Annotated in this window: 14 protein-coding genes; 6 read left to right on the forward strand and 8 right to left on the reverse strand. The window is 58.9% G+C overall.

Going from position 1 to position 15803, the window contains the following annotated elements:
• Nucleotides 1-30 precede the first annotated feature (30 nt).
• The 8 genes from C5P05_RS13850 to C5P05_RS13885 form a co-directional block, all read right to left on the reverse strand.
• Nucleotides 31-867 (reverse strand): HDOD domain-containing protein, encoded by an 837-nt coding sequence (locus C5P05_RS13850; protein ID WP_114970437.1) that lies wholly within the window; start codon nt 865-867, stop codon nt 31-33.
• Nucleotides 864-1073, reverse strand: a complete 210-nt coding sequence (locus C5P05_RS13855; RefSeq protein ID WP_114970438.1) for a hypothetical protein — start codon at nt 1071-1073, stop codon at nt 864-866. The genes C5P05_RS13850 and C5P05_RS13855 overlap by 4 nt, the downstream gene beginning before the upstream one ends.
• Complete coding sequence (locus C5P05_RS13860) at nt 1070-4540, reverse strand: EAL domain-containing protein (protein ID WP_114970439.1); 3471 nt, start codon at nt 4538-4540, stop codon at nt 1070-1072. The genes C5P05_RS13855 and C5P05_RS13860 overlap by 4 nt, the downstream gene beginning before the upstream one ends.
• A 268-nt stretch (nt 4541-4808) precedes the next feature.
• Entirely contained in the window at nt 4809-6275 is a 1467-nt protein-coding gene (locus C5P05_RS13865; protein ID WP_114970440.1) for an NAD(P)H-hydrate dehydratase, read from the reverse strand.
• 17 nt (nt 6276-6292) lie between these two features.
• Complete coding sequence (locus C5P05_RS13870; protein ID WP_114970441.1) at nt 6293-7180, reverse strand: MBL fold metallo-hydrolase; 888 nt, start codon at nt 7178-7180, stop codon at nt 6293-6295.
• Nucleotides 7181-7189: 9 nt separating this feature from the next.
• The gene (locus C5P05_RS13875) at nt 7190-8032 is read right to left on the reverse strand and encodes an HDOD domain-containing protein (RefSeq protein ID WP_114970523.1); all 843 of its coding nucleotides are present in this window, start codon (nt 8030-8032) and stop codon (nt 7190-7192) included.
• 49 nt (nt 8033-8081) lie between these two features.
• Complete coding sequence (locus C5P05_RS13880; RefSeq protein WP_114970442.1) at nt 8082-9335, reverse strand: D-amino acid dehydrogenase; 1254 nt, start codon at nt 9333-9335, stop codon at nt 8082-8084.
• Nucleotides 9336-9454: 119 nt separating this feature from the next.
• Entirely contained in the window at nt 9455-10783 is a 1329-nt protein-coding gene (locus C5P05_RS13885) for an amidase (protein ID WP_114970443.1), read from the reverse strand.
• A gap of 176 nt (nt 10784-10959) precedes the next feature.
• Here C5P05_RS13885 and rpsB point away from each other — a divergent pair, with 176 nt between their 5' ends.
• The 6 genes from rpsB to C5P05_RS13915 all read left to right on the forward strand — a co-directional run bounded on the left by rpsB (nt 10960) and on the right by C5P05_RS13915 (nt 15803).
• The gene (rpsB, locus tag C5P05_RS13890; protein ID WP_114970444.1) at nt 10960-11712 is read left to right on the forward strand and encodes a 30S ribosomal protein S2; all 753 of its coding nucleotides are present in this window, start codon (nt 10960-10962) and stop codon (nt 11710-11712) included.
• A gap of 87 nt (nt 11713-11799) precedes the next feature.
• Nucleotides 11800-12723 (forward strand): translation elongation factor Ts, encoded by a 924-nt coding sequence (gene tsf, locus C5P05_RS13895; protein WP_114970445.1) that lies wholly within the window; start codon nt 11800-11802, stop codon nt 12721-12723.
• Between the two features lie 109 nt (nt 12724-12832).
• Nucleotides 12833-13555: a UMP kinase gene (gene pyrH, locus C5P05_RS13900; protein ID WP_114970446.1), complete on the forward strand. Its 723-nt coding sequence runs from the start codon at nt 12833-12835 to the stop codon at nt 13553-13555.
• Between the two features lie 64 nt (nt 13556-13619).
• Nucleotides 13620-14180: a ribosome recycling factor gene (gene frr / locus C5P05_RS13905; protein ID WP_114970447.1), complete on the forward strand. Its 561-nt coding sequence runs from the start codon at nt 13620-13622 to the stop codon at nt 14178-14180.
• A 27-nt stretch (nt 14181-14207) separates the two neighbouring features.
• The gene (gene uppS / locus C5P05_RS13910; RefSeq protein ID WP_114970448.1) at nt 14208-14939 is read left to right on the forward strand and encodes a polyprenyl diphosphate synthase; all 732 of its coding nucleotides are present in this window, start codon (nt 14208-14210) and stop codon (nt 14937-14939) included.
• 9 nt (nt 14940-14948) lie between these two features.
• Entirely contained in the window at nt 14949-15803 is an 855-nt protein-coding gene (locus tag C5P05_RS13915; RefSeq protein WP_114970449.1) for a phosphatidate cytidylyltransferase, read from the forward strand.

Below are 15803 nucleotides of genomic sequence, written 5' to 3' on the forward strand. Positions count from 1 at the left end.
GGTTTCGCGTTGGTCAAGGATTCTGCTCCCTCAGTTGTTCAAGAGGAGATTGGCACCCTCAAACTGTTTTTCGGCATTCTTGAACACCTTGTGCAGTGCTTTTTCATCCAGCCCGAGTTGCTTCCACAAGCCTGCGGGAACCGGCGGCACGAGGTCGTCCCGGTCCTGCGACATGTCCAATGCGTGCGCAATGGTGTTGGCCGCCAGGATGCTCAGTGAAAGCGTTTGCAGTCCCTGGACAAGTGGCGCATGGTGGCAGGCCACAGCCTGCTGTACGGACTCAGGAAACTTCCAGTGCCGGGTGAGCACATGTCCTGCGACGGTATGGTCAACACCCATCACCGCGCGCTCGGCCTCGAGCAGATGGCAATCGTGCTGGGCTCGGTAAAGCATCGTGGCCTCGTAATGGGGCTGGAACTGGGTGACCAGTACCAAGCGGCCAATGTCGTGCAACAAGCCGGCGGTATACGCGTGTTCCGGATTGAGATTGAGGTGGGGCGCCAGCTCTCTCGCGCAAATGGCCGCTGCCATCGCATGACGCCAGAATGGGTTGGCGTTGACGCTGCCGTGTCCGGCAAATGCGCCTATCAGGGCGGCGGTCGTGGCCACGCTGCGCACGGTTCTGAAACCCAGGATGGCAATGGCCTCGTGAATGGACGTGACCTGGTTTGCCATGCCGTAAAAGGAGGAGTTGGCCAAACGCAGTGTCTTCGCCGTCAGCGCCTGGTCTTGTGCGATTTTTTTTGACAGCGCATCAATGTTCACGTCGTCCTCATCCATGCTCGCCAGCAACTCGATCACGACAGTCGGCAGGGACGGCAAATTATGAATTTTCCGCAGGATGTCTTCCGGCTCGACGGTATTCATGACGGCTCAATCCCCCGGTAGCGGGTCATCAGATCCAGCAAATAGCGATCATCGGCTCCGTCGCCGGCACGCCGGAATAATCTGGCCAGTCGTTCGTGCTGATGCTGGCGCAGCGTAGCTGCCTGGGCGCTGGCGTCAAGTGGCGCACGCGCCGGCAGCACTTCTGCCTTGGCTTGTTCCTGTGGCAGAGGGCTCTGGTCACTCATGCGTTGCGTCCGGTATCGGTCAAAGTCACCAGCCTGCCTCGTGATCGCGAATGGGTGCCCATGGTGTTCCACGTGACGAAGTAGCGGGTGTGATCGATCAGCAGTTCGCACGGGCTCCCTTCAGCGGCGCCCGTTATAGCGGTATCAACTGCGGGCAGGGCATAGGCCAGCTCTACGCCCAGTAGCGGCGCATTGCTTGCGAACAGTTGTTCGGCGGCTGTATTGACAAAGGCCATCAAGCCCTCGTCGTCCACGCCAATGACGGGTAGTGGCATGTGTTGCAGGGCTTCACGCACGATGGCCAGACTGGTTTCGTCACGTTCAATCTGATGCCGTGTTTTTTGCAGGACATCGCCAAGTTGCCGGTTGGCTGCGACCAGTTCCTGGTTAGTCGTACGGATCTTGATGTCGAGCTGCCGATTTTCTTCCAGTAGTTCGCGGTACTCAAAAGCCTTGTGGACTTGTTCACGAAGCTGATCGTCGTCCCAGGGCTTGGTAAGAAAACGATAGACAGCCCCCTCGTTAATGGCATCGGTGACGGATTGCAATTCGGTGTAACCCGACAGCACGATGCGAATGGTGTCGGGGTGGTTGACTTTGGCGGCACGCAGAAACTCCACGCCCGTCATGCCAGGCATGCGCTGGTCGGAGATGATGATGTCGACTCTGTGCCTGGACAGCATGTCCAGGCCCTCGGGCCCGCTGTTGGCGGTCAGAATGACATGGCCATCTCGTCTGAACAGGCGCTTGAGCGAGGCCAGGACGTTGGGCTCATCATCGACCAGCAGCAAGGTGCGCGGTGGCTTCTGCATGCGCAACAGGTGGGGTGGCAACTGTCGGCCTTCGGTGAACAGGTCTTCAATCGCCTGGGCTGAAATCGGTCTGGAAAAGAAATAGCCCTGGATTTCGTCACAGACGCTGGTGCGCATGATCTCGCATTGGGCCTCGGTTTCAACGCCTTCGGCGATGACTCTCAGGCCCAGACCATGCGCCATGGCGATGATCACCTTCACCAGCACATTGTCACTCTGGCTGGTGGTGATGTCGCGCACAAAGGATTGGTCGATCTTGACCTTGTCAAAAGGGAAGCGCTTGAGATAACTCAGCGATGAGTAGCCGGTGCCGAAATCATCCAGCGAGAGCCTGAGCCCCAGGCTCTTGAACTCTTTGAGCATGGCTTCGCTGCGCGGTACATCGTCCATCAGTGCAGACTCGGTCACCTCCAGATATACCAAATGAGGATCGACCTGGTAGTCGGAGAGGGCGCTTTTTACTTGTGCAATCAAATCCGGATCACGAAACTGCAGCGGCGAAACATTGATCGCCACGTGTGGCACTTGAATGCCTTTATCCAGCCATGCGCGTATGTCACGACAGGCTTGCCGTATAACCCACTCGCCCATGCTCTTGATCAAGCCCGATTCTTCGGCCAGTGGAATGAACTGGACAGGCATAACCGAACCCAACTCGGGGTGATGCCAGCGGAGCAGCGCTTCCACACCGCTGATCTGTCCCGTCTGCAAATCCACCAAAGGCTGGTACAGCAATTGCAGCTGATCAAGAGCGGCCGCATTGCGCAAGGCCTTGACCATGTAGTCGCGCGCGAGTACCTGCCGGTACATGTCGTCGCTGTAGAACTGAAAGGTGTCGCGCCCATTGGCCTGGGCACGGTGCATGGCAAATTCGACGGCCTTGAACAGTGAGTCGAAGTTGCTTCCATTGTCGGGGTAGCTTGCGATGCCGATGGAGGCGGTCAGGGTCAGTTCCTGATCATCCAGTCGATAGGGTTGGGCCAATTTTCGCAGCAGTTCGGTGGCCAGGTGTGCGGCCCCGTCAGCCGGTGTGCCGGGTAGCACCAGGACAAACTCCTTGCCGCCCAAGCGTGCCACGGTGTCTTGGGCGCGCACCGAATCGCTGAGCCGTTTGGCAATTTCCACCAGCAGCTCATCACCGGTACGGTGACCCAGGGTGTCGTTGACGGTCTTGAAGTGGTCAATGCCCACCAGCATCATGGTCAGGGGTTCGCTGGCGCGCCTGACGACACTGATGGAGTGCGCGGTGCGGTCGCGTAACAGTGTGTGATTGGGCAGACCCGTGAGGGCGTCAAAGTGGGAGAGCCACTGGATACGACTTTCCGCTGCTTTGGTATCGCTCAGGTCACTGAAGTTGCCGATGTAGTTCGTGACCTGTCCTTGCTCGTCATGCATGGCCGAGATCGCCAACCATTCGGGGTATACCGTACCGTCCTTGCGACGGTCCCAGATTTCGCCGGCCCAATAGCCATTCGTGTTGATGGTCTCCCACATGGCGCGGTAGAACTCCGGACCATGCCGCCCGGAGGCCAGAACACGTGGATTTTTGCCCAGCACCTCGGCCTCGGCGTAGCCGGTGATCTCGCTAAAGGCCTTGTTCACCATGATGATATTGCGCTTGGCATCGGTCATGGTGATGCCCTCGCGGCTTTGCTGAAGCACCGCCGCCGCCAGACTGAGCTTGCCTTCTCGCTTTTTTTGATCGGAGAGGTTGCTCGTGGTGCCACAAATACGGGTGGCGCGGTCATTGCCGTCGCGCTGGATATAGCCGCGCGAGAGTACTGGGACGTAGTGGCCATCCTTGTGCCTGAGGCGCAACTCCATGCAATAGCAATCGTGCTCGCCCGCCAGCAGGCTGTCCATTTCGTGGTTGATGCGTACCAGATCGTCTGGATGGACAATCTGGGGCCAGACCGCGCGATTCGAGGGGATGCCTGGCTTGTCATAGCCCAGCATCTGGTACCAACTCAGCGACCGCTCGATGGTGTCGTCGGCGATGTTCCAGTCCCACAGGCCATCGTTCGAGCCCTTGAGTAGCAGGCCGAGTTGTTCTTGTGACTTCTTGAGCGCCTGCGCTAAATCCTTTTGGGCCGTGATATCGCGCTGTACGCCGAAGTATTCGACCAACACGCCCCGCTCGTCAACGACGGGCGTGATTGAGAGCTCGTTCCAGTACGGTGCGCCATTCTTCCTGTAACTCAGGATTTGAGCTTGAAATGGTTGGCCCGCGTCAAGGCTTGCATGCGTCAGCTCGGCGATGGCTGGTTGGACATCCGGGCCCAGCAGCGTGTTTTTGAAAGATTTGCCCAGAAGTTCCTCGCGGCTGTAGCCTGTCAATTCCACAAAGGCATCGTTGACGTAGGCCAGCTCTCCTTTGATGTTGCCCAGCACGACGCCTTCTTGTACCTTGTCCAGTGCGCGGTCTCGCAGCATGACGGTGTGCTTTATCAACGCGTTGGCTTCACGACGACGACCCGCGGTGTAGCTGGCCAAGGCTATGCCCGCAAATGCCAGCACGATCAGGGGGCGCCAATTACCAACTCGTTCATCCAGACCCAGAAACTGATATGCGATAGCGCCCAGAAGCGCAAAAAGGGTCGCAGCACCGAGCAACTGAATCAGATTTCTGGACTGGCTTTTCGCTGTTTTTGGCATGCTGACTTCAATTGGCGGATGGAAAAAGGCAAAAGATCAATATACCTCGCTTAAGCGTTTTTATCGCCCGTTGTTGACATCTCGCAACAAGGTGCAGGTACTGCTTGTCCGCATGGTCATCTTGCGCAGCGTTGGGTCGCGCGGGTTCGTCGTTTGTTTTTAGAATTTTTAGTGACAAAATTACCGCTTGGCCCTTATGGAACAAGCGTAGGCAGCTATCTATTTTGAAGCGATCGACGTGCCATGCTTTGTCTGCGAATCTGCTGAATCAAGGGCCTGATGGCGCATGCCGGGCCAGGGACTCGGCCACCAGCGTGACCCCGATGGGCCAGTGATCGGCGGCAAGACCATGTTGGTAGACCGATTGGCATGCCGCTTCGAAGGCGTTCAATCCGCCAGCCAGGTGTGCCCCGACCATGCCGGCCAATACATCGCCCGTGCCTGCGGTGGCCAATCTGGCATTGCCGGTGGGGTTGATGACCGGTGTTTGCCCGGGCGCGGCAATGACCGTGCCCGAGCCCTTGAGCACCACGGTGCAGTCAAAACGTTGTGCCAGTTGCTGCGCGGCGGCCAGTCGGTCGTGCTGCACCTTGGCGGCCGTGGTGCCCAGCAGGCGAGCAGCTTCCAGGGGATGGGGCGTGAGCACGGTAGCGGCATGACGTTGCCCCCGGGCGATCAGCAAGGTTTGAAGTTGCGCATCACTTGCTATTGCATTGAGAGCGTCTGCGTCAATAACGACGAGGGAAGAGGTCGATAATACCTTGGGGAGTGGAGTGCGGATGGCATCCCCGCCGCCGCAACCACAGACCACCGTCATGGTCTTGAAGTCCAGCAAATGCACCGGTCTGAACATGAGTTCGGGCTGGTGGGTGTCAACCGTTAGGGAGCCCCCGTCGAGCAGTCCGACGAAGACCCTTCCGGCGCCCGCGTGCAGGGCTGCGGAGGCGGCCAGCAAGGCGGCGCCGGTCATGCCCGGCGCGCCGCCGACCACAGCCACATCGCCATAACTGCCTTTGTGCGAGGCATGGCGTCGCGCTGCGGTTAGCGGTGCGCCCGCCAGCCAAGCGGTGGGGGATGTGCCCTCCCGGCTGGTGGACTTGGGATGAACACCCAGGTCATCCAGCCACACGGTGCCCGCCACATCGCGCCCGTCGGCGGTGAACAAGCCGGGCTTGAGCGTGAGCAGGCTCAAGGTATGGCTGGCAATGACCGAGGGTGTCACCGCATGGCCTGTGTTGGCGTGCAGACCCGTGGGCAAGTCCACGGCCAGCACCGGGGATGTACCGGCGTTGATCCGTTCGATCCAGTCCGCCATGCGGCCGGCTGGCGCGCGAACGTGGGCGCCAATGCCCAGCAGGGCATCAATGCACAAATCCCAGCTGTCAGGCGGAATCTCCGCGAAGGTGACGCCTGCCTCGATGGCCCGCCGGTGTGAGGCGGCCGCGTCCGGCGGTGCGAGGTCCGCGCCACCCAGCCAGCTCACGATGGGCTGTTTGCCCCAGCGCTGCAGGTGCATGGCGGCTTCCAGCCCGTCGCCGCCATTGTTACCCGGGCCACAGGCGATCCAGATGCGCTGGGCATGGGGCGCGATCGCCAGTGCCAGCTGCGCCACGGCCAGCCCGGCACGTTGCATCAGGGTGTGCGGCGGCAGTGCCACCTGGGCCGCGTCTTCAATGCGGCGTGTGGCGTCAATGTTGTGCAAGGCCCGGCACGAGCGGGAGTCAATTTTCAGCATAAGGCCCTTCCCGGATCCTAAAAATCGTAGGTTTCGCCTTCGCGCGCCAGCCGGTACTCGGGGTCGCCGATTTGCCGTGGGTGATCGCTAAGCACCTGCCGGAACACCGCATCCAGCGCGTCGTCGCTGCGGGTGGGTTCGTGGTGGGTGCAAAACAGCACCTTGGCGCCGGCCTCCCTGGCGTACTGGATGCTGGAGTTGAAAGTGCCGTGGCCCCAGCCCTTCTTGGCCGGGTACTCCTGTTCGGTGTAGGAGCAATCCGCGATCAAGACATCGACGCCGCGCATGGCGTCCCGAATGCTGTCGGCTTTCTCATCGACGAAATTCTGGTATTCGGCATAGCCATCCTCGCCCGGTTCATAAATGTTGGTGGGCGGCTCGTGGTCGCCGGTGAAGAACACGGATTTGCCGTTGGCTTCAATCCGGTAGCCGAAGTCAATCACGGGATGGTTCATCAGGTAAGGCGTGACCGTGGCGGAACCGATCTGTATGCTTTGTTCGGGCGCGAGCGTGACGTATTCCATGCGCGCTTTCATCTCGGCTTCGCGCACCGGGAAATAGCTGTATTGCAGTTGCACCGACATGACATGCTCCACGCCCTTGCCGGTCACCGGATCAAACGCACCGTGCAGGCGCAAGAGATTGCCAGGAATGAAGTTGGGGATGAAAAAAGGCAAGCCCTGGATGTGATCCCAATGGGAGTGCGTGATGAGCACATTGGCCGTCACCGGCAACTCGGCCAGCAAGGTCTGCGACAGCGGAAAGATGCCGGTGCCAGCATCGATGATGATGAGTTCGTTGTTGTCGGTGCGAATCTCGATGCAGGTGGTGTTGCCGCCATAGCGCACGGTGTTCGGGCCGGGTGACGCAATGGAACCGCGCACACCCCAAAATCTGACTTTCATGCCTCGTCCTCAAATTCTCGAAAATATTCTGGCTTCTTCGACCATGGGCGCCAAGTCACCCAATGACGCAATGATCTCATCCAGTGTGCCACCCAGCCGCTTGGCAAGGGGGGCAGGGAGTTCTTCAACCCAGGGGTTGCCGCCAAAGCCGAATTCCAGCTTCTTGCTAATCTGGTTGGCGGCAAAGACACACGCAATCATGGGGGTGTCCTTGACTTCCGGTCCATACTGGCAACCAATGGTTTCAACCAGGTCCGCCGGGAAACGCCATTTTTCCACCAGCATCGCGCCCACCACGGCGTGGTCCACACCGATGATTTCGCGCAGCGCCAGATGCAGCGAGGTCTCGTTCCATTGGCTGGCTTCCAGTGCCTTGCGGAACTCCTGCGGCATGAATTGCGCAAACACCACTTTGCCAAAGTCGTGCAGCAGGCCGGCAATAAAGCAGTCCATCGGGTCGGCGCCATCCACCCGCAGCGCCAGTTGCTTGGCGATGCCGGCGGTGGCCAGCGAGTGAATCAGGTACTGCTGACCATCGAAGCCGGCCGCATTGTGCGCCGGCAGGATGCCGATGGCTGCAATGCTCAAGGCCAGGTTCTTGATGGTGTTGAAGCCCAGATACACCACGGCGTGGTTGATCGAGGTGATCTGCTTGGGCAGGCTGTAGTAAGCGGAGTTGACGACCCGCAGCACTTTGACCGTGACCACCGGGTCTTTGTCGATGACCTGCACCAGGTCCTTGGGTGAACAATTGACGTCACGGGTCAGTTCCAGGATTTTCTGGACGCTTTTGGGAAAGGCCGGCATGCCGTCAACCGCGGCGGCCAGTTTTTGGGAGAGTTCAGGGCTCATGGCGTGCATTGTCTGTCAACATCCCCTCGTATCAACATGAACGCAGGACTTAAATCCGGAGTCGTCCGACCCCAAGACCGTTGACATCCAGGTCCGGTGCGCGGCCGCCGATCAGATCCGCCAGGACTCTGGCCGAGCCGCAACTCAAGCCCCAGCCACTCGCGCCATGCCCCAGGTTCAGCCACAGCCCAGGCAGGCCGCTGGGTCCCAGAACCGGTGGTCCGTCCGGCAGTATCGGGCGCGCGCCTTTCCATTCCTGTACACCGCTGGACAGATTGGCCGCGCCGGGAAACCAGTCGTGCAAGACTTTGTAGAGGGTTTGCAGAGCGCTGGCGCGCTTTTTGCCGGCCGGTCCGCCGATTTCGGCACAGCCCGCCACCCGCACGCGGTTACCGAAGCGTGAAATGGCCACTTTATAGCGCTCGTCCATCACGGCACTGCGGGGGGCGTTGAGCGGCTCGCGAATGGCGGCGCTGACCGAATAGCCGTGGACGGCGATCAGCGGAATCTTCAGACCCAAAGCGTCAAGCAGGCGGGTTGAGTCCAGACCGGCGCACATGACGGCGGCGTCATAGTGATGCGGTGTGTGATCGCCTGCGATGCCAAGCGTGATCCCGGCCGATGGCACAACTTGCGTGACGCTGGCGTTGAATAAGAACTTGACCCCCATTCGTTGTGCCTCATTCTTCAGCAACAGGGCAAACTGGCGGCAGTTGCCAACTTCATCGTCTGGTAAATGGACGGCAGAAAACAATGCCGTGTCCGGATTGAGGCCAGACTCGATTTTGCGGGCGTCCGCCGGGTTGAGTTCTTTAAAAGCCACGCCCGCATCACGCAGTACCTGCAGACTTGTTTGCACACGTTTGCTGTCTTGCTCGGACCGCAGCAGCACCATGTGGCCGTCGCTGCGCTCGTATTCCAGCTTCAATTCAGCCGTGATGTGGTGCAGCCGTTCGCGGCTGTATGACGCCAGGCCCAGCAAGTGGCCGCGGCTCACAAGATAGGCATCGAGCTTGCACGCGCGGTGCCATCTCCACATCCAGGCCAACTCGCGACCCGACAGCGGTAGCCTGACGTTCATTGGCGCATAGCGGCTGAACAGGTGTTGCATCAGCTTGCCCGGCATGCCGGGTGCCGTCCAGGCGGTGATGTCGCCAACGGCCACGATGCCGGCATTGGCAAAACTGCCTTCTTCGGCGGCGGCACCGCGTCGTTCCAGCACGGTGACTTCGTGTCCGTCACAGGCCAACTCGTAGGCCGTGGTGACGCCGATGATGCCGGCACCAATAACTGCTATCTTCATGAATCCCTTTTTCTCTTGTATTTTTGTATCTTGCCAGGCAGACCGAAGCGGCGCTCTGTACCCAATTTATTTAGTAATGAATTAGCCTCTAGCCCTCGTCCAATAAGCGCATGAAGCTATTATTTTTGTAGTATGTTTTCGATTTGAAGCGCGATATTGAGCACCGGGTCGTCACGCAGAGCACCCGCCCAGACCATCAAGCCCACGGGTAATTCGTCGGGTGCCTGGCAGGGCAGGGATATCGCGCAGCCATCGAGCATGTTGATCACGCTGGTGTTGCGCAGCAGCAGGGCATTGACGCGGAAAAAGGCCTCGTCGCGCTCGGGCCCGGGGGCGACCTCTGCAATGGGTGGCGCCACCATGGGCACGGTGGGCGACAAAAAAGCATCAAAGCCCTGCATGGCAGCTTCCATGTGGGAGATCCAGCGGCGCCGGGCACCCTGAAGCTCGATGTAGTCGCAAGCGCTCATGGCCGCGCCGCGCTGGATGCGGGCAGCGACGCGAGGGTCATAGTCCTGGCCACGGCGGTGCAGCAAATCGCGGTGCCAGGCGTAGCTCTCCGCCGCCGAAAAGCCGCCGCTGGCCTGAATTTGGGGAAGATCATTGATCCCGGACAGCGCGATGTCGTCGATGCGGGCCCCGGCTTCACGCAGGGTTTTCAGGGTGCGCTGCCAGGCGCGCGATACCGTGGCGTCCAGTTCGTCCAGCATCAGGGTGTTGACGACGCCCAGTCGATAGGCTGACAGGGGCGCGGGACTGCGCGTCACCTGTCGCTGGGCCAAAAGTTCGTGGGCCAGAATCGCATCGGGTACCGAGCGGGTGAGGGCGCAAACGGTGTCCAGGGTGCTGGACAGGGGCAGCGCGCCAAGGGTTGGAACCAGGCGGGCGGTGTTCTTGAAGCCGACGATGCCATTGAGTGCCGCCGGAATGCGGATTGAACCACCGGTGTCGGAGCCGAGTCCGATGAACGCGGCGCCTGTTGCCACCGAAACCGCCGCGCCCGATGACGACCCGCCGGGAATGCGGGGGGCATCGCTTGCACACGCGTTGGCCGGGGTGCCAAAGTGCGGATTGACGCCCACGCCGGAGAAGGCGAATTCAACCATGTTGGTCCGTCCGACAAAGGCGGCACCTGCGCGCCGCAGCTGAGCGACAGCCGGACTGTCTTGTATCGCCGGTGCGGCGTCACTGCGTGCGATGGAGCCCGCGCGAGTGGTTTGTCCTGCAACGTCGAACAAGTCCTTGATGGAAACCGCCAGACCCACCAACGGCGACGCCAATATGCCCGGGGTGCTGGCGCGGGCGCGGGCCTCGTCAAACGTGGTTTGAAGAAATACATGCTGACAACGCTCAGATTGCGCTGTATCAATGGCCTGTTCAATTTCCGCCACGGGGTGAGTCTGGCCGGTGCGCAGCATGTGCCGCGTTGTGAGGAGGTCTGGGCGCATGGGGTCAAGGGGAGGTGTTATACTTTTCGGCTTTACTGGGTAGCCAAATGGCTATTGGGTGAAGAAATCAGCAAACCAGTTTCATCAAGGTGTTGCAGCTTTTGCAGGCAAATTTAACAGTGCCTTCGGGGTTGCAAAAACGAACTGGATTTTAGACCTAACCTTTGGAGTTAAACATGTCAGTAACCATGCGCGAAATGCTGGAAGCCGGTGTCCATTTCGGCCACCAAACCCGCTTCTGGAACCCCAAGATGGCCCCGTTTATTTTCGGCCATCGCAACAAAATTCACATTATCAACCTGGAAAAATCGTTGCCGATGTTCCAGGAGGCTGCCAAATTCGCACGCCAGATCTCCGCCAAGCGCGGCACGGTGTTGATGGTTGGCACAAAACGCCAGGCGCGCGATACCGTGGCCGAGGAAGCCCAGCGTGCTGGCGTTCCTTATGTTGACCAGCGTTGGCTCGGCGGCATGCTGACTAACTTCAAGACGGTCAAGACATCGATCAAACGTCTCAAGGACATGAAGATTCAGCAAGAAGCCGGTCTGGACAGCTTGAGCAAGAAAGAGCAGCTGATGTTTGCCCGCGAAATCGCGAAGCTGGAACGCGACATTGGTGGTATTCAGGATATGACGGTTCTGCCGGATGCCATTTTCGTGATTGACGTGGGTTTCCACAAAATCGCTATTGCTGAAGCCAAAAAACTCGGCATTCCCCTGATTGCAGTCGTTGACACCAATCACTCACCCGAAGGCATCGACTACGTTATCCCCGGCAATGACGATTCCTCCAAGGCTGTGATCCTGTACGCCCGCGGCATCGCCGACGCGATCATTGAAGGTCGTGCCAATATGGTTGACGACGTGGTCAAGGCCATGGTGGCTGAGAGTGCTGACGAATTCGTGGAAGTGGACGAGGCATCCGCCTGAGTTGTCTGCGACCCCAAAGAAGGGGGCTACTGAGCCCCTTTTTTTTAGTCCCTTTTTATATTACTGAACTGAGTACGGAGAATTAATATGGCTGCAATTACCGCAAGCATGGTGGCTGAACTGCGTGGAAAAACCGACGCACCCATGATGGAATGCAAGCGCGCCTTGACCGAGGCCGAAGGCGATATGGCCAAAGCGGAAGAGTTGCTGCGTGTCAAGCTGGGTAGCAAGGCCGGCAAGGCAGCAGGGCGCATCACCGCTGAAGGCGTGGTCACCAGCTATATCGACGGCAACGTCGGTGCCTTGCTGGAAGTCAACTGCGAAACCGACTTCGTCACAAAGAACGACAGCTTTCTGGCCATCGCCAATGCAGCTGCCGAGCTGATTGCCAAGAACAACCCGGCCGACGTAGCAGCCTTGGGTGTTTTGCCTTATACCCAAGACGGCTTTGGCCCGACCCTGGAAGACGTGCGCAAAGGCCTGATCGGCAAGATCGGCGAGAACATGAGCTTTCGTCGGTTCAAGCGCTTTGCAGCAGGCGACAAGCTTGCCGCCTATTTGCACGGCACGCGTATTGGCGTTGTGGTTGAGTTTGACGGTGACGAAACCGCAGCCAAGGATGTTGCCATGCACGTGGCCGCCATGAAACCGGTGGCTCTGTCCAGCGCCGATGTGCCCGCCGAACTGGTGGCCCGGGAGCGTTCCGTGGCAGCCGCCAAGGCCGCTGAAGATGCGGCCGTGGCAACCGCTGCAGGCAAGCCGGTTCAGTCAGCCGAAATCGTCACGAAGCGCATCGAGGGTGGTGTGCAGAAATACCTCAAGGAAGTGTCTCTGTTCAACCAGTCTTTCGTGAAGAATGACAAGCAGACTGTCGAGCAGATGCTCAAAGCCGCTGGTACCACCGTGAAGGGTTTTACCCTGTACGTGGTTGGCGAAGGCATTGAGAAGAAAGTTGACGACTTCGCCGCCGAAGTAGCGGCCCAGGTGGCTGCCGCCAAGCAGGCAAGCTGATCAATATCCAGCCAGCAAAAATCGGGTCTTGCCCATGTCCAAATTCAGATCCCCGGAGTGAGTTTGGATTTATCCCGCCCAACAATCATCATCATTTAAGGAATCCATCATGACCATCGCCAAACCAGCCTACAAGCGTATTTTGCTCAAGCTGTCCGGCGAGGCTTTGATGGGGGATGACCAGTTCGGCATCAACCGCGACACCATTGTTCGCATGGTGGAAGAGGTGGCCGAGGTCACCCGCCTGGGCGTGGAAGTGGCTGTGGTGATTGGCGGCGGTAATATATTTCGCGGTGTAGCCGGCGGCTCGGTCGGTATGGATCGGGCCACTGCAGATTACATGGGTATGCTGGCCACCGTCATGAACGCGCTGGCCCTGGGCGACGCCATGAACAAAGCAGGGCTGACAGCGCGCGTCATGTCGGCCATCGCTATTGACCAAGTGGTTGAGCCCTATGTCAGACCCAAGGCATTGCAGTACCTCGAAGAGGGCAAGGTTGTCATTTTTGCTGCGGGTACCGGCAACCCATTTTTCACCACCGATACTGCGGCAGCTTTGCGTGGCGCCGAAATAGGCGCCCAAATTGTATTGAAGGCCACCAAGGTCGATGGCGTTTACACGGCCGATCCCAAGAAAGACCCACTCGCCACCCGATACAGCAAGATTTCCTTTGACGAAGCGATGTCGCAGAACCTGGGCATCATGGACGCCACCGCGTTTGCCTTGTGCCGCGATCAAAAGCTGCCAGTCAAGGTGTTCTCCATCTTCAAGCACGGTGCCCTCAAGCGCGTCGTGATGGGGGACGATGAAGGCACGCTGGTCTATGCCTGACTGATCATGTCAAAATTGAAGCCTGCAAAATGCGTCATCTGAATAGTTGAGTGAGGAGAAAAATATGCCTATCGCCGAGATCAAAAATACGATTGAAGTCAAGATGGACCAATCCATCGCAGCGTTCAAGCACAACCTGACCAAGATCCGCACCGGCCGGGCCAACCCCGCGCTGCTGGATTCGGTCCACGTTGACTATTACGGTTCCATGCTGCCGATCAGCCAAGTGGCCAATGTGTCTTTGCTTGACGCCCGCACCATCAGCGTCCAGCCTTGGGAAAAAGGAATGGGCGCCAAGATTGAAAAGGCGATCCGCGACAGCGATTTGGGGCTCAATCCCTCGTCCATGGGTGATTTAATTCGCGTCCCCATGCCGGCGATGTCGGAAGAGCGGCGCAAGGAACTGACCAAAGTGGTCAGGAACGAAGGTGAAACAGCCAAGATTGCTGTGCGCAATCTGCGTCGTGATGCCAATGAAGCCGTGAAGAAAGCGGTCAAAGACAAGCTGGCCTCTGAGGATGATCAAAAACGGACCGAGGCTGAAATCCAGAAGGTCACGGACCGGCACATCATCGCGATTGACCAACTCGTGGCGGCCAAAGAGTTGGACCTGATGGCGGTCTGATGTCAATTCGATGCTTCATACCTCTGCATGACTTCGCCTGACACGGTTCCCCACCACATCGCCATCGTGATGGATGGCAATGGGCGTTGGGCATCCAAACGATTTCTTCCGCGCATTGTCGGACACAAGCAAGGCGTTGATTCGCTTCGCCGTTGCGTAAAGGCCTGCGCGGACCGGGGTGTAAGAGTATTGACCGTTTTTGCCTTTTCATCGGAAAACTGGAACCGTCCCGCGGAAGAGGTGTCCGGTCTGATGGACCTTTTTGCCATCGCGCTGACCAGAGAAGTGCCACAACTCAAAGCCGACGGGGTGCAGTTGCATTTTGTCGGGGAACGCGCAGGTTTGTCGACAAAAGTGGCCGCCGGCATAGAGCAGGCCGAGTTTGCAACGGCTTCCAATTCGCGCCTGATTTTGAACGTTTGCTTCAACTACGGTGGTCGCTGGGATATCGTTCAGGCGGCCGCCAAATTGGCAGCGCAGGGCGGAGCGGTGACCGAACATGATATGAGCGGGGCCATGGCCCTGGCACATGTTCCTGACCCCGATTTGGTCATCCGTACCGGTGGTGAGCAACGTATCAGCAATTTCCTGCTGTGGCAATCAGCCTACTCCGAGTTCTACTTCAGCGACAAGCTGTGGCCGGAGTTCGATGAAGCGGCACTGGATCTGGCTATTACAGCCTTCAGTCAACGTGAAAGACGCTTTGGCAAGACATCCGGTCAATTGGCCGTGCAGACGGACTCCCTTGCGGGTGCGTGAGGAAATCAGATGCTAAAACAGCGCGTTATCACGGCGCTTGTCCTGCTGCTTATCTTGCTGCCGGCCTTGTTCTATCACTCGCCGGCACCGTTTTGCGCGATTGTCTTGCTGCTGATTGCCGCCGCTGCATGGGAGTGGGCCCGTCTTAACGGCTATGGTCCGGCGGCCTCGCTTCTCGCGGGCTTGGCCAGCGCTATCGCCTGCGCGGCAACCTGGTGGCTGGGCGCGCTTGAGCAACCCCTCGCTTTGCTCTGGACCCTGGCTGGCGCTGCATGGGTGCTTGGTGGTGCCTGGGTGCTGCATCGCGGTGTGTTGGCATGGTCGGGCCACCCACGGGCGATCCGCCTGGCTTCAGGCCTTGTCGCTCTTTGGCTGGCTTGGCTGGCGGTGGCGCAGGCCAGGGTCATTGGTGTCAATTTTTTACTGTCCATTCTGGTGTTGGTATGGGTGGCAGATATCTTTGCCTATTTTGCGGGCCGGGCATTCGGCGGCCGTTTTAGCCATAGCAAACTCGCACCAAGTATCAGTCCCGGCAAAAGCTGGGAGGGTGTTTGGGGCGGCATGGTTGGCGTGCTTGTACTTGCGTTCGGGTGGCGTTGGGCTGACACCGCATGGGTGGTCACTGTTCCCAGTTTGTACAGTCAGGTTGGCATCAAAGGTGGGGGGCTGCTCTTGATCGCGGTCGTGTTCCTGGCGGCGATGAGCGTGGTGGGCGATTTGTTCGAGTCGCTGGTCAAACGCAGTGCCGGCGTCAAGGACAGCAGCGGCCTGTTGCCCGGTCATGGCGGCGTGCTGGACCGCGTGGATGCTTTATTGCCGACACTGCCTTTGGCGATGATGCTCTACTCCGTGTGCAAGACTTGA

This window comes from Rhodoferax ferrireducens (assembly GCF_003347515.1).
Classification (GTDB): domain Bacteria; phylum Pseudomonadota; class Gammaproteobacteria; order Burkholderiales; family Burkholderiaceae_C; genus Rhodoferax.

Excerpts from the sequence above, each read along its gene's own strand:
- C5P05_RS13860 (WP_114970439.1), bottom strand. The coding sequence starts at position 4,540 with ATGCCAAAAACAGCGAAAAGCCAGTCCAGAAATCTGATTCAGTTGCTC.
- frr (WP_114970447.1), top strand. The coding sequence starts at position 13,620 with ATGCCTATCGCCGAGATCAAAAATACGATTGAAGTCAAGATGGACCAA.
- C5P05_RS13865 (WP_114970440.1), bottom strand. The coding sequence starts at position 6,275 with ATGCTGAAAATTGACTCCCGCTCGTGCCGGGCCTTGCACAACATTGAC.
- C5P05_RS13915 (WP_114970449.1), top strand. The coding sequence starts at position 14,949 with ATGCTAAAACAGCGCGTTATCACGGCGCTTGTCCTGCTGCTTATCTTG.
- C5P05_RS13855 (WP_114970438.1), bottom strand. The coding sequence starts at position 1,073 with ATGAGTGACCAGAGCCCTCTGCCACAGGAACAAGCCAAGGCAGAAGTG.
- C5P05_RS13880 (WP_114970442.1), bottom strand. The coding sequence starts at position 9,335 with ATGAAGATAGCAGTTATTGGTGCCGGCATCATCGGCGTCACCACGGCC.
- tsf (WP_114970445.1), top strand. The coding sequence starts at position 11,800 with ATGGCTGCAATTACCGCAAGCATGGTGGCTGAACTGCGTGGAAAAACC.
- pyrH (WP_114970446.1), top strand. The coding sequence starts at position 12,833 with ATGACCATCGCCAAACCAGCCTACAAGCGTATTTTGCTCAAGCTGTCC.
- C5P05_RS13850 (WP_114970437.1), bottom strand. The coding sequence starts at position 867 with ATGAATACCGTCGAGCCGGAAGACATCCTGCGGAAAATTCATAATTTG.
- C5P05_RS13870 (WP_114970441.1), bottom strand. The coding sequence starts at position 7,180 with ATGAAAGTCAGATTTTGGGGTGTGCGCGGTTCCATTGCGTCACCCGGC.
- rpsB (WP_114970444.1), top strand. The coding sequence starts at position 10,960 with ATGTCAGTAACCATGCGCGAAATGCTGGAAGCCGGTGTCCATTTCGGC.
- C5P05_RS13875 (WP_114970523.1), bottom strand. The coding sequence starts at position 8,032 with ATGAGCCCTGAACTCTCCCAAAAACTGGCCGCCGCGGTTGACGGCATG.
- C5P05_RS13885 (WP_114970443.1), bottom strand. The coding sequence starts at position 10,783 with ATGCGCCCAGACCTCCTCACAACGCGGCACATGCTGCGCACCGGCCAG.
- uppS (WP_114970448.1), top strand. The coding sequence starts at position 14,208 with ATGACTTCGCCTGACACGGTTCCCCACCACATCGCCATCGTGATGGAT.